Origin of the sequence: Nocardia sp. NPDC024068 (assembly GCF_040638875.1) — a bacterium.
Taxonomy (GTDB): domain Bacteria; phylum Actinomycetota; class Actinomycetes; order Mycobacteriales; family Mycobacteriaceae; genus Nocardia.
Window position 1 is genome coordinate 69,268 of the sequence record NZ_JBEZYU010000023.1, and the last position, 16,432, is coordinate 85,699.

The 16,432-nt window shown below is 68.8% G+C and carries 16 protein-coding genes and 1 pseudogene; 3 read left to right on the forward strand and 14 right to left on the reverse strand.

The genetic code is table 11. The features are described 5' to 3' along the window. Window positions 1–12: 12 nt before the first annotated feature. The 3 genes and pseudogenes from AB0F41_RS18910 to AB0F41_RS18920 all read right to left on the reverse strand — a co-directional run. Window positions 13–3,429, reverse strand: coding sequence for a BTAD domain-containing putative transcriptional regulator (locus AB0F41_RS18910; protein ID WP_357425434.1), 3,417 nt, complete (start codon window positions 3,427–3,429; stop codon window positions 13–15). A 150-nt stretch (window positions 3,430–3,579) separates the two neighbouring features. Next, window positions 3,580–4,665 (reverse strand): PLP-dependent cysteine synthase family protein, encoded by a 1,086-nt coding sequence (locus AB0F41_RS18915; RefSeq protein WP_357425436.1) that lies wholly within the window; start codon window positions 4,663–4,665, stop codon window positions 3,580–3,582. Between the two features lie 107 nt (window positions 4,666–4,772). Beyond that, a pseudogene (locus AB0F41_RS18920) lies at window positions 4,773–5,099 on the reverse strand (DUF4229 domain-containing protein); the annotation flags it as partial. 159 nt (window positions 5,100–5,258) lie between these two features. Between AB0F41_RS18920 and AB0F41_RS18925 the strand changes: the two are divergent. Next, entirely contained in the window at window positions 5,259–5,471 is a 213-nt protein-coding gene (locus AB0F41_RS18925; protein WP_357425438.1) for a BldC family transcriptional regulator, read from the forward strand. Window positions 5,472–5,612: 141 nt separating this feature from the next. Beyond that, window positions 5,613–5,810, forward strand: a complete 198-nt coding sequence (locus AB0F41_RS18930) for a hypothetical protein (protein WP_357425440.1) — start codon at window positions 5,613–5,615, stop codon at window positions 5,808–5,810. Window positions 5,811–5,868: 58 nt separating this feature from the next. Here the strand turns inward: AB0F41_RS18930 and AB0F41_RS18935 are convergent, their stop codons facing one another. The 7 genes from AB0F41_RS18935 to hemL all read right to left on the reverse strand — a co-directional run bounded on the left by AB0F41_RS18935 (window position 5,869) and on the right by hemL (window position 12,818). Continuing rightward, entirely contained in the window at window positions 5,869–6,093 is a 225-nt protein-coding gene (locus tag AB0F41_RS18935) for a hypothetical protein (RefSeq protein ID WP_357425442.1), read from the reverse strand. Between the two features lie 175 nt (window positions 6,094–6,268). After that, window positions 6,269–7,237 carry a c-type cytochrome biogenesis protein CcsB gene (gene ccsB, locus AB0F41_RS18940; protein WP_357425444.1) on the reverse strand — a complete coding sequence of 323 codons (969 nt, stop codon included), beginning with the start codon at window positions 7,235–7,237 and terminating at the stop codon, window positions 6,269–6,271. An 85-nt stretch (window positions 7,238–7,322) separates the two neighbouring features. After that, the gene (locus AB0F41_RS18945; RefSeq protein ID WP_357425446.1) at window positions 7,323–8,948 is read right to left on the reverse strand and encodes a cytochrome c biogenesis protein ResB; all 1,626 of its coding nucleotides are present in this window, start codon (window positions 8,946–8,948) and stop codon (window positions 7,323–7,325) included. Continuing rightward, window positions 8,945–9,835: a cytochrome c biogenesis CcdA family protein gene (locus tag AB0F41_RS18950; RefSeq protein ID WP_357425448.1), complete on the reverse strand. Its 891-nt coding sequence runs from the start codon at window positions 9,833–9,835 to the stop codon at window positions 8,945–8,947. The genes AB0F41_RS18945 and AB0F41_RS18950 overlap by 4 nt, the downstream gene beginning before the upstream one ends. Before the next feature lie 238 nt (window positions 9,836–10,073). Then, on the reverse strand, window positions 10,074–10,697 hold the full coding sequence (locus AB0F41_RS18955; protein WP_357425450.1) for a TlpA disulfide reductase family protein: 624 nt from the start codon (window positions 10,695–10,697) through the stop codon (window positions 10,074–10,076). 37 nt (window positions 10,698–10,734) lie between these two features. After that, window positions 10,735–11,394: a histidine phosphatase family protein gene (locus AB0F41_RS18960; RefSeq protein ID WP_357425473.1), complete on the reverse strand. Its 660-nt coding sequence runs from the start codon at window positions 11,392–11,394 to the stop codon at window positions 10,735–10,737. 98 nt (window positions 11,395–11,492) lie between these two features. Further along, window positions 11,493–12,818 (reverse strand): glutamate-1-semialdehyde 2,1-aminomutase, encoded by a 1,326-nt coding sequence (hemL, locus tag AB0F41_RS18965; protein WP_357425475.1) that lies wholly within the window; start codon window positions 12,816–12,818, stop codon window positions 11,493–11,495. 179 nt (window positions 12,819–12,997) lie between these two features. Between hemL and AB0F41_RS18970 the strand changes: the two genes are divergently transcribed. Then, entirely contained in the window at window positions 12,998–13,393 is a 396-nt protein-coding gene (locus AB0F41_RS18970) for a hypothetical protein (RefSeq protein WP_357425452.1), read from the forward strand. 39 nt (window positions 13,394–13,432) lie between these two features. Here AB0F41_RS18970 and AB0F41_RS18975 read toward each other — a convergent pair whose 3' ends face one another. From AB0F41_RS18975 to hemB, 4 genes are all read right to left on the reverse strand, one after another. Continuing rightward, window positions 13,433–13,672 (reverse strand): hypothetical protein, encoded by a 240-nt coding sequence (locus tag AB0F41_RS18975; RefSeq protein WP_357425454.1) that lies wholly within the window; start codon window positions 13,670–13,672, stop codon window positions 13,433–13,435. A gap of 62 nt (window positions 13,673–13,734) precedes the next feature. Next, window positions 13,735–14,238 (reverse strand): hypothetical protein, encoded by a 504-nt coding sequence (locus tag AB0F41_RS18980; protein ID WP_357425456.1) that lies wholly within the window; start codon window positions 14,236–14,238, stop codon window positions 13,735–13,737. Between the two features lie 351 nt (window positions 14,239–14,589). Continuing rightward, window positions 14,590–15,084 carry a hypothetical protein gene (locus AB0F41_RS18985; protein ID WP_357425458.1) on the reverse strand — a complete coding sequence of 165 codons (495 nt, stop codon included), beginning with the start codon at window positions 15,082–15,084 and terminating at the stop codon, window positions 14,590–14,592. 2 nt (window positions 15,085–15,086) lie between these two features. Beyond that, window positions 15,087–16,064 (reverse strand): porphobilinogen synthase, encoded by a 978-nt coding sequence (hemB, locus tag AB0F41_RS18990; RefSeq protein ID WP_357425460.1) that lies wholly within the window; start codon window positions 16,062–16,064, stop codon window positions 15,087–15,089. Between the last annotated feature and the right edge of the window lie 368 nt (window positions 16,065–16,432).

The window sequence follows — 16,432 nt, forward strand, 5'->3', positions numbered from 1 at the left end:
CCGGACCGTTGTTCACACTCCCCCGGCCGAGCCCGCCGGGGCCGCGGGCCCCCGCGCGGCCACCTCGCCCAGCAGTTCCACGATCCGCGCACCGGCGGTACCGCGGGTCAGCTGTCCGACCGCCGGCCACGCCGATCCCAGGCGCGGCCGCCACAGGTCGTGATGGCGTTTCCACCGCATCACCGGAAAGTCCTGCCGGGGCACGACCGTGGGCGCAAGCGCGAGCAGTTGCGCTCCGCGGCTGTCCCGCTCGTCCAGTGCCAGCAGTGCCGAACCCAGCGCGCAGGCGACCGTGCCGAGTCGCGGCAGATCCGGTACCTGCTCCAACGGGGTCGCCGTGAAGGCCGTGACAGCGGGTACCACATCGGCGACCAGCTCCACCCGGCCGGCCAGCACATGCGCGGCCAGGTTCGCCGAACACATCAGCAATGTCCCCGGCCCGGGTGCGGCTTCGCGAAACGGCCAGCCCATCAATTGCAGGGCACGCCGGAAATGCCCCAGCCCGGCGTCGGTATCGCCTTCGGCGAGCTCGATTTCGGCCAGCCCCGCCGCGATCATCGCCAACCGGTGGTTGAAGCGGATACCGGGGTCGTCGATCAGCTCCGGCCCCCGCGCGCCCGAACCGGAAAGCCCCAGCGCCGTGCCGATTTCCCGGCGCGCCGCCGCCGTCTCCCCCATACCCGCCAGCGAAATCGCCAGATACGAATGGACTTCCAGACTTTCCTCGTAGGCGTGGATACGGCGAAGCAACGCGGCCGCGTTCTCGTAGTGCGCCACCGATTCGCGATAGTGCCCGGTCTGCCCGGCCAGGGAGCCCAGATGCTGCGCGACCATCCCGCGGCTCCAGACCTCCGATTCGCCGTAGAGCGCGGTCGCCGCCAGACCGTCGCGCCGCGAACCGTGGATGCGGCCCATGTTCTCCCAGATGTTCGCGCGGGCCACCAGAGCGATCGCACGGGTCGCGGTATCGGCCGAACGCACACCGCGGGCCAGCAGCCGCGCCAATCGGATGCCACCGGCCGGACAGGTCAGCAGTCGCCCTTGGAACCGGAAAGCCTCACTCATCCCGGTATCGGTGCGCAGCAGCGTACGCACCCGGTGCCTGGTTCGCGCCAGTTCCCGCAGATCCCGGTTCATGAACGCCATATGCAGCGCGGTCAGCGCATGGCCGAGTAACTCCAGTTCGGCGTACACCCCGTACGGCCGGGCCGGTGGCGCGACCGCGGACAGCCGGGGAATCCAGCTCATGAATTCCAGATGCGCGCCGTGGACCACCCAGCGCATGGCCACCACCGGAAACACCGTGTACACGGTGTCACGATCCTCGACCGCCAGGGCCCGCCGCAGCACGGCCACCAGATTGTCCAGCTCGACCGCCATCCGCAGCGCCGGTTCCAGCTGGTCGCCGCGGCGCACATCATCGGCGACCGCCACCGCGAATTCGCAGGCCCAGCGGGCCATCCGCGCTTCCACGAGAGCGGTTTCCGATCCGGCGTCGTCGGCAGCGGTGAGCTGTTGCTCGCCGAATTCCCGTACCGTTTCCAGCATCCGGTAGCGGACCTGCGACCGCGGGTCGCTGCCCTCGGTCTCTTCTTCGACAACCGTGAGCAGCGATTGCGCCACCAACCCGTCCACGGCAACCGAGATATCGCCCACCTCCGCACCCCCCGCCACCGATTCGGCCGCCGCCAAGGTGAAACCCGCGGGGAACCGGCACATCCGGCGCAGGGTGACCCGCTGCGCCGGTTCGAGCAGATTCCAGCTCCACTCGATCACCGCGTGCAGGGTGCGGTGCCGTTCGGGTGAGGTGCGATCTCCCGTGCGCAACAGCGCGAATCGCTGATCGAGACGCCGTTCGATATCCTCCACGCTCATCGTCCGGGCCCGGACCGCCGCCAGCTCGATCGCCAGCGGCAGGCCGTCCAGCTTGTGGCACAGCCGGGCGACGACATCCATATCCAGCCGCACCGAGGGCCGCACCGCACGAGCCCGGGCGGTGAAGAGATCGGTGGCGGGGGACCCGGCGGGGTCGATGGCCAGCGGGGCCAGCGGGTAGACGGTCTCGGCGGTGATGGCCAGCGGGCCACGGCTCGTGGTGAGCACGGTCAACTGCGGACAGCTGCCCACCAGGTCCGCCACCGCGTCCGCGGCCGCGTCGATCAGATGCTCACAGTTGTCCAGCACCAGCAGCATCGGGCGGGCGGACAGTGCGTCCCGCAGCCGCCGGGCGGTATCCGGCCGGGGTCGCGAGGGCGGCAGTCCGCGTTCGCGACCGGCCTCACCGAGCCCCATCGCCGTGGCTATGGCGGTCTCGATCTCCAGGACACCTCCGGACCCCACACCCTCCGGGCGCCCTCCGGACCCGGCACCCTCTGGGCGCACAGAGGCCAGCTCCACCAGCACGACCGGTAGTTCCGCCGCGATCCGCGTCCCGATCTCGTTGGCCAGCCTCGTCTTTCCGGCGCCACCCGGGCCCAGCACCGTGACGACCCGCGATACCCGCAGCAGCCGCGACAGTTCGGCCAGATCGTCCGCACGCCCCAGCAGCGCATTGGGCGCCGCCCGCACCCCCACCGCCGCGGTGACGGGCGGGTCCGCCGGCGCCCGGCCGGGGGTCGGCGGACCCCCCGCCGTGAAGCGGCCGCGCAGGATGGCTGTGTTCAGTTCGGTGACGGCGGGACCCGGATCGGTGCCGAGTTCGGCGGCGAGAGCCGCACGCAGGGTCGCGAAAACGTCGAGCGCCTCGTTACCGCGCCCGGCGGTGGCGAGCAGTCGCATGAGGGTGCGGGCGGTGGTCTCGTCCACCGGCCGGGCCCGCATCCGGGCGCGGCCCAGAGCTACCGCTCCGTCGAGATCGCCGAGCGCCTCCCGGGCCGCCAGATCGATATCGTCGAGCGCCTCGGCGTGATCGGCGGCCACCCCGGCGAGTTCGTCGGCCAATGGGCCGGCGGGCATATCGGCGCCCGGTTCACCGGACCACAGCGCCCGCGCCCGCAGTACGGCCGCCTGCGCGGCCGCCGGATCGCCCCGCTGGAGCGACGCACGCGCCTGCCGTATCAGTTCCGCCACCGCGGTCAGATCCACCTGGCCGGGGCGCAACGCCAGCCGGTAACCACCCGGCCCGGCCTCCAGCACCCCGTCCGGCAGCGCGGCGCGCAGCCGGGAGACCTGCGTATGCAGCGCGTTCATCGGCGCCCGCGGCGGTTCCTCGCCCCAGACCTCCTCGATGAGGGCCGCCGCCGTGCGGCTACGACCCGGCCGCAACGCCAGCGCCACCAGCAATGAGCGGGCCCGGGCACCCGGAACCGCCACCAGCTCGGTCTCGCGGCGCAGCGCGATCCGGCCCAGCACGGCGACGACGAGCGACTCGCCCGCCGGCACCGGATTCAGAAGAGTGGGGCCGTCCGAGCGGCCCGGATCGCGCTCCATACCGCAGCCATCGTATGCGCTGCGCACCGCTGCGAGCGGACCGCCGCCACGCGGCGGATCCCAGCCACGCGGCGGATCCCAGCCGTGCGACAGATCCCAGCCGTGCGACAGATCCCAGCCGTGGGACAGACCTCGGCCGTGGGGCAGACCTCAGGCGTCCCAGCGACCGGTGGTCAGGAAATCGTCGAGTACAGCGGTCGGGGCGTTCAGGTCCCAGCCCTGTCCGGCGATCCACTCGTCGCTGTAATACGTGCCCGCGTACCGCTCACCCCCATCGCAGAGCAGCGTGACCACACTGCCGCTGCGCCCGGCGGCGAGCATTTCCGCGATCAGCGCGCACGCGCCCCAGAAATTGGTTCCGGTGGATCCACCGACCCGCCGGCCCAGGCCCCGGCTCGCGAACCGGGCCGCGGCAATCGAGGCCGGATCCGGTACCTGGATCATCCGATCCACCACTTCCGGCACGAACGACGGTTCCATCCGCGGGCGTCCGATTCCCTCGATCCGCGACGGCATACCCGTTGCGTAATCACGGGCTCCGGTTTCGTAGGCGCCGAAGAACGCCGAATTATCCGGGTCCACGACGGCCAGCCGGGTGCTGTGCCGGCGGTAGCGCAGATAGCGGCCGATGGTCGCGCTGGTGCCACCGGTACCGGCGCCCACCACGATCCATTCCGGCACCGGATGGGTTTCCAGCCGTAGCTGGTCGAAGATCGACTCGGCGATATTGTTGTTGCCGCGCCAGTCGGTGGCGCGTTCGGCGTTGGTGAACTGGTCGAGGTAGTGCCCGCCGCATTCCGCGGCCAGCCGCGCGGCCTCGGTGTACATATCCGGTGGCCGCCGCACGTAGTGGCAGCGCCCGCCCTGCGCCTCGATCAGCGCGATCTTCTGCGGTGAGGTGGAGGCCGGTACCACCGCCACGAATTCGAGCCCGAGCAGCTGAGCGAAATACGCCTCGCTCACCGCGGTCGACCCCGAGGACGCCTCCACGACCGTGGTGCCCTCGGTGATCCATCCGTTGCACAGGGCGTACAGGAACAGCGAGCGGGCCAGGCGGTGTTTCAGGCTGCCGGTGATATGGGTGGATTCGTCCTTGAGGTACAGCTGCACGTTCCAGTCGGCCGGCAGCGGATAACGCAGCAGATGGGTGTCGGCGCTGCGCTGGGCGTCGGCGTCGATGAGACGCACCGCCTCGTCCGCCCAGCCCCGCGGATTACCGCGTGTGCAGGACTTCACTCCGGGCCGCCGCTGCCCGATCCCTCCGGCCTCGTCTTCCCTTCGGCGGGTGGCCGCGTCTCGTCACCGGCGTCCGCGTCATCGGTCCGGGACAGTTCTTCGGTGGTGTCACCACGCAACCGGGCCCGCAGTTGAGCCTTGTCCCGGCGGCGGCGTTCGTCGACCGCCGCGATATCGGAGTTCACCCGCACCCGCAGGCTCTTGAAGAGCGTGAGCGAGAGCGGCATGGCGATCACGATCGCGAAGAGCACACCCACCAGCAGTGGCACCTCCACACCGACCAGCCGGGCACCGACCATGATCACCACGGTGAGTACGGCGACCAGTACGAGCCGCGCCAGGGTGTAGAGCGCCAGGTCGCGGGCGAGCCGGCGACCCGGCGACGCACCGGGCCGGGGGGTGGTCTGATCCTCGGATTGGTTCGCGTCACTCACCTGACCAGCGTAAGGGACTCCGGATAACGGCCACCCGGGCGTATCCGTTTTGTCCATTACTTCCCCTTTACCAACAGTAGGTGGTTCGAGTACCCGGGCATCTCGGTGCCACTATGTCGGAATCCGATGAGAAAACGTGACGAAACAGAAAGGTTTGCCATGACCGCGATTGCCGTCGGGGCCCAGGAGAACCTGCTGACCCCCGGCCAGGTTGCCGCCCTGTTCCACGTAGACCCCAAAACCGTCACCCGCTGGGCACATGCGGGGCGGCTCGGCTCCCTGCGCACCCCGGGCGGCCATCGCCGGTTCCGCGAATCGGAGGTGATGCGGTTGCTCGAATCGCTCACCACCGAGGCGACCGTGCACGGCTGACACCGGGCCTACGCGGCAGCGCAACCGCAGCGGCACCCCGGCCGCCCGCGGCCGGGGATCGGCCGGCATCGGCCGCGATGATCGGCCGGAATCACCGGCCGGTCGCCCAGAGGGTTAACCTCGATAGAGGAGGTGAGCCACGTGATCTACCTGTTGGCACTCATCGCGATCGTGGTGGTCGCGGTGCTGTGCTGGAAGGCGTTCGGCCCCGGGCGTCCCCCCGCACCGGGCGCCGGTCGAAATCGAGTCGTCGGCCCCGATGACGACCCCGAATTCCTCTGGCGTATCTCACGTCAGCGGAATCACCGGGACGGCGATTCGGAATCCACGGAATCCTGATCGCCGGGCCCGGATAACACGTTATCCGGGCCATTTCCCGCCGCGTACCGGCCGAGAGCTAATCGGCGGTGCTGTCGACCTGCGGTAGTCCTTCCACGGCCCGCAATTTATCGGCCACCCCGGCGAGGCGGTCGAGCGCGTCGGCGGGTAACCCCACCGCGGTGCGTACCAGTCTGACCAGGGAGTCGGGCTCCAAACCACAGATGAGCGCCTCATTCGTGGCCTCCGAGGTGCGGCAATCCACCTCGCCGCCCGTATCCGAACTGAAATTCTCCGAATCCACTGCCGCTCTCCTCGCTGTTCGACGCGTTTTACCGCGTGGTGGAGGGGAAATGACCGGTCGCACCCGATTTACCGCATCGAGTCACAAACAGTTCAGCTATTGCTCGACCGAACAATAGCAACTGCGCATTGCGGGGGCATAACGATCATTGCGACGATGGAAATGCCGCACCGAATCAGGTCAGTCCGGAGTAGCTGTGCAGACCGGAAACCACCAGGTTGATGATGAAAAGGTTGAACAGCATCGCCACGAATCCGGCCACATTGATCCACGCCGCGCGGGTGTCGCGCCAACCCGACGTGGCCCGTGCGTGCAGGTACGCGGCGTAGAGCACCCAGGCGATGAACGAACAGGTCTCCTTGGGATCCCAGCCCCAGAACCGGCCCCAGGCCGCTTCGGCCCAGATCGCGCCGAGAATGACGCCCGCCCCGAACAGCGGGAAGCCGATGATCGTGGTGCGGTAGGCCAGCCGGTCCAGCGTGCGGGCGTCCGGCAGCCGGCGCGCGATCGCGCCGAGCACATTCCGCGATTCCGAACCCTCGGGCTGACGCAGCCGATAGAGAAAAAGCAGGCTCGCGACACCGGAGACCAGGAAGACACCACTGCCGATACTCACGATCGTCACGTGCAGCGGCAACCAGAACGATCGCAGCGCAGGCACGACCGGCGCCGCGTCGGCGTAGAGCAGGGTGCCCGCGAGGAACATCAGGACCAGCAGGGGAGCCAGCAGGAACGCCCACATCCCCCGGTAGCGCTCGTCGCGCATGAACACCAGTCCGACCACCGCGGCGGTCGCGGTGGCCATGGAAACGAACTCGTACATATTGCCGAGCGGAAAGCGACCGGTCGCGAAACCGCGCAGCACGATCGAGGCGATATGCAGCCCCACGGCCACGAACAGGACCGAGAAGGCGATATTGCCCAGCCGCTGCGACAGCGGGGCGCGCGGTGTCTCGTGGATCCGGCCGGGGGTATCGCTACCCGCGGCGACGCCGCCCGCCGGGACCAGTTCGCGTTCGCTGACCTGTTTGGCGCGGGCCGAGGCGTACTGCACGATCAGTAGCACCAGCACCAGCGCGTACACGACGATCGCCGTTTTGTAGGCGAGGTCGCTGTAGCCGGCGAGAGTGGTGTCGATCGGCATCATTCATCTCCCGTGTTCATACCGCGGTGCTCGGTGGACAACCGCGGTGGCCGAGTATGTGGTGCGGCACGCTGCCTCCTCGGCGCTACGCCCGGTTGTCCGGCGCGTCCAGCAGGCGTTCCCGGAGACGATCGAACTCTCCGCCCCAGCCCGCCTGGTCGGTGCGGGCCAGCCCGCCCATCTCTACTACGACGCGTCGTTGGTCAACGGTACCCTCCGGGGTCACCCGCAGCCAGACCCGCCTCCGCGAAACCAGCAGCGAGACCAGCAGCCCGCCCATCATCACCAGCGCGCTCACCAGTACCCACTGCTGCGCCGGATCATGCGAGACCTGGATATTGGCGAACTCTTCCGCACCGTCGAACCGCACCTGCGTGCCGTTGGGCAGCGTGGTCGATTCGCCCGGCCGCAGATTCACCCGGGCCTCCTTGGCGAGCCGGCCCTGGCGCACCATCTCTTGATCCAGCGCGAAAATCGACTGCGGCCGGCCGGTGTCCAGGCCGGTATCCCCGCGGTAGACGTCCACCGCCACCGCGGGATCGGTCATCCCGGGAAACACCGACGTCATCAAGGTGCCGTGGAAACTGGCCGTCGGCGCGAACAGCCCCTCGATCGCGATCTGGTTCTGCCGCCGCTCGGTATCGTTCGAATACATCCCACCGGGGGGATCGACCCGCAGCACACCGCTGGACAGGAACGTCTGCATATCGTTGGGCTGCCACTGCACGGTCTCGGTGCGGGTTTCGCCGTTCGGGAAGGTCACCGTGAACGTCGGCGCGTACCCGTGCCCCTGGAGATAGACGCGATCCCCGTGGACACGCAGCGGATGGTTCACCTTGATGGTGGTGTCGCGCCAGGTTCCCGACTCCAGATCCGCGCCCGCCTGATAGGCGATATCGGAGGTGAACATCTCGGCCTGGCCGTTGTCCAGATAGTCGGCGCGGAAATTCTTCACCCGCACGCACATGGGAGTCATCCCGGTGCCGTCGTTGACATTGCCGGCCCGGAACGAGTCGAACACCGCCGGCGAGGTGGTGCAGAACCCCGGTCCGTTGTTCGCGATGACGATCACATTGCCCTCGTAGCCGAACAGTTTCCCGGCCGCGATCGCCACCAGCAGCCCGACCAGGGCCAGATGGAATACGAGATTGCCCAGCTCACGGGTGTAGCCCTTCTCCGCGGAGAGGGTCATCTCCCCGTCGCGCTCACCCGGGCGGACCTCGGTCCGCCAGCCGCGCAACCGGGAGCGGGCCTGTTCGACGACGCTCTCGGGGGTTCCGTCGAGTTCCGCGTGATGGTGGTGCGGCAGGCGAGCCAGATTCCGCGGCACCCGCACCGGCGGGGTACGCAGCGCCCGGTAGTGGTCCACGGTGCGCGGCAGGATGCACCCCACCAGCGAGATGAACAGCAGCACATAGATCGCGGTGAACCAGAAACTGGAGAACACGTCGAACAGCTCGAAACGGTCCATCCATTCGCCCAGCACCGGGCGATCCGCGATGTACTGGACGACCTTCTGCTCGTTCAGGCTCCGCTGCGGTAGCAGCGCACCGGGAATGGCGGCCAGCGCCAGCAGGAACAGCAGCACCAGCGCGGTACGCATACTGGTGAGCCCGCGCCAGCCGTTACGCAGCACCGCCCGGGCACGGCCCAGCGGGGACTGCCGGGGCGGTAGGACCGGGGGCGCCTCGGGGTGGTCTGTCACGGTCATATCGGCAGCGTCACCTCGGCGACGAAACCGTCACGCACCCAGCCGACGAACTGATCCCAGGCCCCGGTCACCAGTGCGATTCCCACCGCGACCAGCAGGATTCCGCCGATCACCTGGATCGTGCGCGAATTGCGCCGCAACCATCCGACACCGCGCAATGCCCCGGCCGACCCGAAGGCCAGCACGACGAACGGCAAACCGAGACCGAGACAGTAGGCCACGATCAACGCGACTCCGCGCGCCGCCGTGGTGCCTTCCGTCCCGGCCGCCACCGCCATCACCCCGGACAGGGTCGGTCCCAGGCACGGGGTCCAGCCGAGGGCGAACACCGCGCCGAGCAGCGGGGCGCCCGCGACCCCGGCGAGCCGCCGGGGTTCCATCCGGGTATCGCGCTGCAGCGCCGGAATGAGGCCGATGAATGCCAGGCCCATCACGATGGTGACCACACCGCCCAGCCGCTGCAACAGCTCACGATTGACGTTCAGAGTCTGGATCAGCCCGAATACCGTGGCGGTGGCCAGCACGAACACCACTGTGAATCCGGCGACGAACAGCCCGGCCGCACCCGCGACCCGCAACCGCGCGGAGTCCGGAGGCGTCGCCGCGGAGACCTCGGCAGCCGGATCGGTTTCGGTCAGCACCGCCGTCGACCCGCCGCGCACCGGTTGCCCGGCTCGTTCGCGCCGGGCCTGCTCGACGGTCACCGGTGGCGCCTGCGCACCCACCAGACCCGCCAGATAGGACAGATAGCCCGGCACCAGCGGCACCACGCACGGCGACGCGAACGACACCAGACCGGCCAGCAGGCAGGCGCCGAGGGCCAGCAGCAGCGGGCCCGTGGCCGCTGTCTGCTGAAATGACTCCCCCACTCCTGCCAGCACCGTCAACGCGAACTACGCTCCGCATCGGGTTCGGTGTTCGCGCGCCGTTCGTCACGCCCACCCGGCGCGGTCGATCCCCGGGCGCCCGACGGCCGCGAATTCGACACCCGCCGATCGCTACCGGTCGTGGTCGCGGGCTGTAGCTCCCACGAACCCAGCGACGATTTCACCAGGACCTCGGCACGTACCCCGCGCGGCGGGCGAGTCGCCCCGTACCGGCGTACGCCTCGAGACCGAAGACTTCTCATGATGCTCCCTCCGCGGCGATGCGCTGCACCACCGGCATTAGATCTTCAACGAGTAGGGCGCGCAGGAAAACCGCCGCCACCCGGTGGTCCCGATCCAGCACCAATGTGGTGGGAATAACGCTGGTCGGGAAGTTTCCACCGAGCGCCAACAGCGTGCGCATAGACGGGTCGTAGATCGACGGATAACCGATATGGTTGTCGACCACGAAATCACGGGCTTTGTCCTGCTGGAAATCACGGACATTGATCCCGAGGAAAGCGACCCCGAGATCCTTGGTTTGTTCGTAGACCTGTTCGAGCGCGGGCGCTTCGGCACGGCACGGCCCGCACCATTGCCCCCACAGATTCACCACGACCACCTGGCCGGGGAAATCGTCCACCGAGACCGTCTCGCCGTCATCGGACATGAGGTCCGGACCCGATAATTTCCCGATGGTTCCCCGCGCGGACGGCGGATCGTAGAAGATATCGGTCTGCCCGCCCGGCGAGACGAATTCGAAAGTGCCACCGGTGGCGACCGCGTCGGATCCGGTGGAACAGGCGGATAGTACCGCCACGCACAGCAGCGCGGCGAGCGCCGGCAACAACCGGCCCCCGAACGCCTTGGCGGCTGGTCTCATCCCGACACCGAGCCCGGCCCGCTCGCCATGTGGCGTCTCATGCGCCGTGCACCGTCGGGTCCGAACCGCCCGCGGGCTCGGAGTAGACGATATCGACCAGGGTGTCGCCCCGGTAGACCAGCGAGGTCAGCGAGGCCAGACCGCACTGCCGGGCGCGCGGATCGTGCCAGAGCCGCTGCCCCTGCAAGAACCGGCGCAGCGTCCATACCGGCAACTGATGGGAGACGAGCACGGCCTCACGGCCGGCCGACTCCACCCGCGCCTTGTTGACCGCGGCCAGCATCCGGTGCGCGATCTGCAGATACGGTTCGCCCCAGGACGGGGTGAACGGGTCCCGCAGTTTCCACCAGTGCCGCGGTTTGCGCAGCGCGCCGTCACCCACCGACACCCGCAGGCCCTCGAAGGTGTTCCCGGCCTCGATGAGGTTCTCGTCGGTGCGCACGGTGAGTCCGTGCCGGCTCGCGATCGGGTCCGCGGTCTCCTGCGCCCGCTGCAGCGGCGAGGCGATGACCATGGCGATATCGTGATCGGCCAGCGACCGCGCGACCGCGCCCGCCTGGGCGCGCCCGGTGACCGACAGCCCGAAACCGGGCAACCGGCCGTAGAGGATGCCGCGCGGATTGTGCACCTCGCCGTGGCGCAGCACATGCACGATGGTTTCGACCGATTCGGCGTCGGCCGCGCTGTCGCCCGGCAGGGGCGGGGCGGCGGCGACATCGGCGGCGGGGTCGGCGGGCGGGACCGGTTCGCTACGGTCGTCCGGTTCGGCTGCCACCTGCTCGTGCTCGGGCCGGCTCACGCGCCGGCTCCTTCGGGTACGGCGCTCGCGGCCGCCTCGGCGGCGGCGGGCAGGGCGGCGGCTATCCGGTCGAAGGCCGCGTCGTCCAGCGCCGCGGAGACGAACCAGGCCTCGAACGCGCTGGGCGGGGCATAGACCCCGGCGTCCAGCAGTGCGTGGAAGAAGGCCGGATAGCGCCAGGTCTGGGTGGCTTTGACCGTGCTGTAGTCGAGTACCGGAGAATCGGCGAAGAACACGCTGACCATATTGCCCGCGAATTGCACGCGGTGCGCTACCCCCGCGCCGGTGAGCGCCTCGGTGATCAGAATGCCGAGCCGTTCGCTGTTGCGGTCCAGCGCCGCGTACACCTCGTCGCCGGCGGCGCGGAGCGTGGCCAGACCGGCCGCCACGGCCACCGGATTGCCCGACAGCGTGCCCGCCTGATAGACCGGGCCCAACGGCGCCAGCCGGTCCATCACATCGGCCCGGCCGCCGAACGCCGCCGCGGGCAGGCCGCCGCTCATCACCTTGCCGTAGGTGTACAGATCGGCAGCCACCGGTTCCAGCCCGTACCAGCCCGAACGACTCACCCGGAAACCGGTCATCACCTCGTCCATGATGAGCAACGCGCCGTTGTCGGTGGTGATCCGGCGCAGCCCGGCGTTGAAATCCGGCAGCGGCGCCACCGCGCCCATGTTCCCGGCGGCGGCCTCGGTGATCACCGCGGCGATCTCGCCGGGATGCGCCTCGAACGCGGCACGTACGGCCTCGAGGTCGTTGTACGGGAGCACGATCGTATCGGCGGCCTGCGCCCCCGTGACCCCCGGCGAGTTCGGCAGCGCGAAGGTCGCGACACCCGAGCCCGCCTCCGCGAGCAGGGCATCGACATGACCGTGGTAGCAACCGGCGAATTTGATGATCTTGGTACGTCCGGTGTAGCCGCGCGCCAGCCGGACGGCGCTCATAGTGGCCTCGGTCCCCGAGTTCACCAGCCGCACCTTCTGCACCGGAGCGACCCGCTCGACGATCAGCTCGGCCAGCTCCACCTCGGACGCCGTCGGCGCGCCGAACGACAGACCCGATCCGGCGACCTCCCGGACCGCCTCGACCACCGCGGGATGGGCGTGCCCGAGAATCATCGGCCCCCACGAGCAGACCAGATCGACCAGCTGGTTACCGTCGGCGTCGGTCAGGTAGCAGCCCTTCGCCGATGTGATGAACCGCGGCGTGCCTCCCACCGAACCGAAGGCACGCACCGGGGAATTGACCCCACCGGGAACAACCGCTTCGGCTCGCTGGAAAAGCTGACTGGAGGCCGGCACTGCCGTACCGGCCACGCGCAGAGAACTCACGGCCTCCAGTTTGGCAGCCCCCTCCGGGAGAGTCGACGACAGGGTGGCGCATACGTGATATATGCCGCCCGTTCGACACGTGCCGAGCCAAATACGGCAGGCCGGCGGCCCGAGTGCGTACTGTCGTCTCAATCGGAAGAATCTGCGAACCACCGGCCGGGGAGGTCGTTTTGCGTATTGCCATCAGTGGTGCGGCTCTGTCACTCGCCTCGGTCGCGTTCGGCGTCCTGGCCACCTGTCTCGGAGCGGGTACGGCCGCCGCGGCCGATCCGGTCGTGGACCCGGACAACAGCCGGGCCGGACTCCGGCTCAACCACCAGGAAACCCAAGCGCTGGCCGCCGGGCCGATCCCGGCCCTGGTCGACCATATGGTCCCGCCCTCCCGGATCGGCGCCGGGTTGAACAGTGAGACCCGTCTCTACCGTGACGAAGAGGGCGGCGTCCACGCCTCATTGCGTCAGGTGATCCTCGAATCGGCCGACAACGACGGCTCGGTCCTCGTGTTCTTCCACGCGCCGGGCGCAGCACACGGCCGGGTCTTCGATATCTATCAGCAGTGGGGCTGAGCCGCATTTATCAGCAGTGGGCTGAGCCGCGACACATCCTCACGCCCGCCGCACCACCCGCACGGCCGCGTCGATCACCGCCGCCCCGGCCCCGGCCACCAGCACGGTGGCCAGGAACAGCCACGGCGCCACGTACCGGGTCGCGGTATAGGCCGGTACCTCACCGGTCGGGGGGAAGTCGGTGTTCCGCACGCCGAGCTGCCAGCAGAGCACGGCCAGAGCGAGGGCCAGGATCGCCGCCGCGAGGTCGGCGGCCGGGACGACGAACGAGCGGTTCACGGATCTCCTCCGGTCGGTCGGTCGGTGTATTCACCTGATGCTGCCCGGGCCGGAGCCGATAATCAATCGTCGCGACCGGTGTCCGGGTCCCCGGCGGGTCGCTCGATCGCCGAGGTGAGCGCGGCACGCAGCGCGCGGTGATCCTTGGCCCAGGTCCGCACCAATTCGCCGTCGGTACGGCGCAGGCCGATCGCGGTGCGCCGGCGCGGCACCCCGGTCAGTTCACCGAGAGCGCGGCCGTCCTCCCAGGGTTCGCCGGAATCGACCGGCAACACCGCGGCGATCGACGCGACGGTGGTGGTCTCCGGACCGTTGCGCAGGAAACGATCGGTGAGCTCGACGCTGACATGTGTCCGGGCGGCATATATCTGCAGGACGGCGAACGCGGCGATCAGGGCGGCGCAGAACAGCAACGCGAACCAGTGCACAGTGGCGCCCGCCGCGATCTCCACCGCGAGCAGCAGGAAACAGACGATCGGACCGTAGGCCACGGCCCGCCAGCGCGCACCCGGTTCCGAGAACAGGATCTCTCCGGTTTCCGCGGCGGTTTCGGCCTGCTCAGCCATCGATATCCGTGGCGGCGACGACACGCACCCGGATCAGCCGACGATGCTGGGAATCAGCAGTACGGCGACGGTGAGGACACCGAACAGAATCAACAGGCTCAGTACGAGCATGTCCCGCCGGATACTCTGCGGCTGCTGGATCACCACTCGCATCGTTGCCTCCGATCACCGGACGACCTGAGCTGCCGCCCTACCGGACGATTACCCCTGGCCACCGGTTCCCATGTCCTCTGTGACAGCCCTCACCATACATGGCGGAATTCCGGAAACAAACTCCGCGTTCGTTATGTGAATGTGGGTCGTACCGTGACCCGGAATCAACATGCAGGTCAGCAAGCCGGGTAGGACTTCTCACGAATTTCCGGGGCCCCCCGGCCGTCGCGGCAGGAACCACTTCGCCGCCTCCGGCCGCTGGCACAGGTAGATCGCGCCGCCCGCCAGAACCGCCTGCACGATCGTCGCGGCGCCACCGGCCAACGGGCCGACACCGTCCACCATCCCGATGGAGAACAACGCGGCCACACCGGTGATCACCAGCCACACGCCGGCAAACGTGAGCAGCGTCCGCGCCCACAGCTTGCCCTTGCCCAGCTGGTGAACCACCAGCACACCCAGCGCCGCGACCGCCAGGCCCAGGATCACGCCCAAGACGGCACCCAGGGTCACCAACAGATCGGTCATCGCCGGAGTGAGCTGTGGGTCGGTGGACTGCACTCGCTCCCGCAGCTCTGCACTGAACCGATCCCGGTTCGCCAGCGTATCGGCCAGGGAGACGAACAACCGTCCCACACCCAAACCGATGACGCCCCACCACAATTGCCGCGCGGTAGTGATATCCGCGGGCATGTTCACGATAGCCAGCGCGCTGCCTCCGTCGCCCAATAGGTGAGTACGATATCCGCGCCCGCACGGCGGATACCGGTCAGTGACTCCAGTATCGCGGCCTGCCGATCGATCCAGCCGCGTTCGGCCGCCGCCGTGATCATCGAATACTCACCCGAAATCTGATACGCCGCAACCGGAACCGGCGACCGGTCGGCAACCTCTCGCAGAATGTCCAGGTACGACATCGCCGGTTTGACCATCACGATATCGGCGCCCTGCTCCAGATCCAGCTCGAGTTCGCGAATCGACTCCCGCCGGTTGGCCGCGTCCTGCTGATAGGTCCGCCGATCCCCCTGCAGTGAGGAGGACACCGCCTCCCGGAAGGGCCCGTAGAACGCCGACGCATACTTCGCGGCATAGGCCAGGATCGCGGTATCGGTGCGGCCGGCCTCGTCGAGAGCATCCCGGATCACCCCCACCTGACCGTCCATCATCCCGCTGGTCCCGAGCAGATCAGCGCCCGCCTCCGCTTGGGCCAGCGCCATATCCACGTACCGGAGCAGGGTGGCATCGTTGTCCACCGCACCCGCCGGATCCAGGACCCCACAATGCCCGTGATCGGTGAATTCGTCCAGACAGGTATCCGCCATCACCACGGTCGCGTCACCGACCTCGGCCGCCAGCGCCCGCAACCCGCGATTGAGGATGCCTTCCGGATCGGTGGCACCACTGCCCACCGCGTCCTTGTCCTCGGCCCGGGGCACGCCGAAAAGCATCAGACCACCCACACCGGCCTCGACCGCCTCCACGGCGGCCTTGCGCAGCGAATCCAGCGAATGCTGGAACACGCCGGGCATGGACCCGATCTCCCGAGGCTCGGACAATCCGTCTGCCACGAACATCGGCAACACCAGATGCCGCGGCTCCAGACCGGTCTCCGCCACCAGCCGCCGCAGTGCCGGCGTACGCCGCAACCGCCGCGGCCGCTCCACTCCGCTCATGGGGTCATTATCGGCGTCGTCTCCGGAGCCGCGGGGGCCGGGGAGGGGTTGGGAGTAGGCACTCAGGGAAAGTGTTCCGGGAGCGGCCCCTACGAGAGAGAAATTTGGGGTGGCCGGTATGCCAAGGGTGCATTTGGGGTGGCCTCTTCGCGAAGGGGTGGGTTGAGGCGACCCCTCCGCGAAGGGGGTTCGGATCGACGCCTCCGCCAAGGGTCGGGAAGGTAGGTTGCAGCGACCCCACCGCCAAGGAGAGTTCGGATCGACGCCTCCGCGAAGGGTCGGGCTGTAATTTTGGAGCGGCTCCGCCGCTCGAGGGTGGGGCCCTATTAACCCGGTTCTTCACTCCCGCCGGTCAGTCGCTGCGCTCC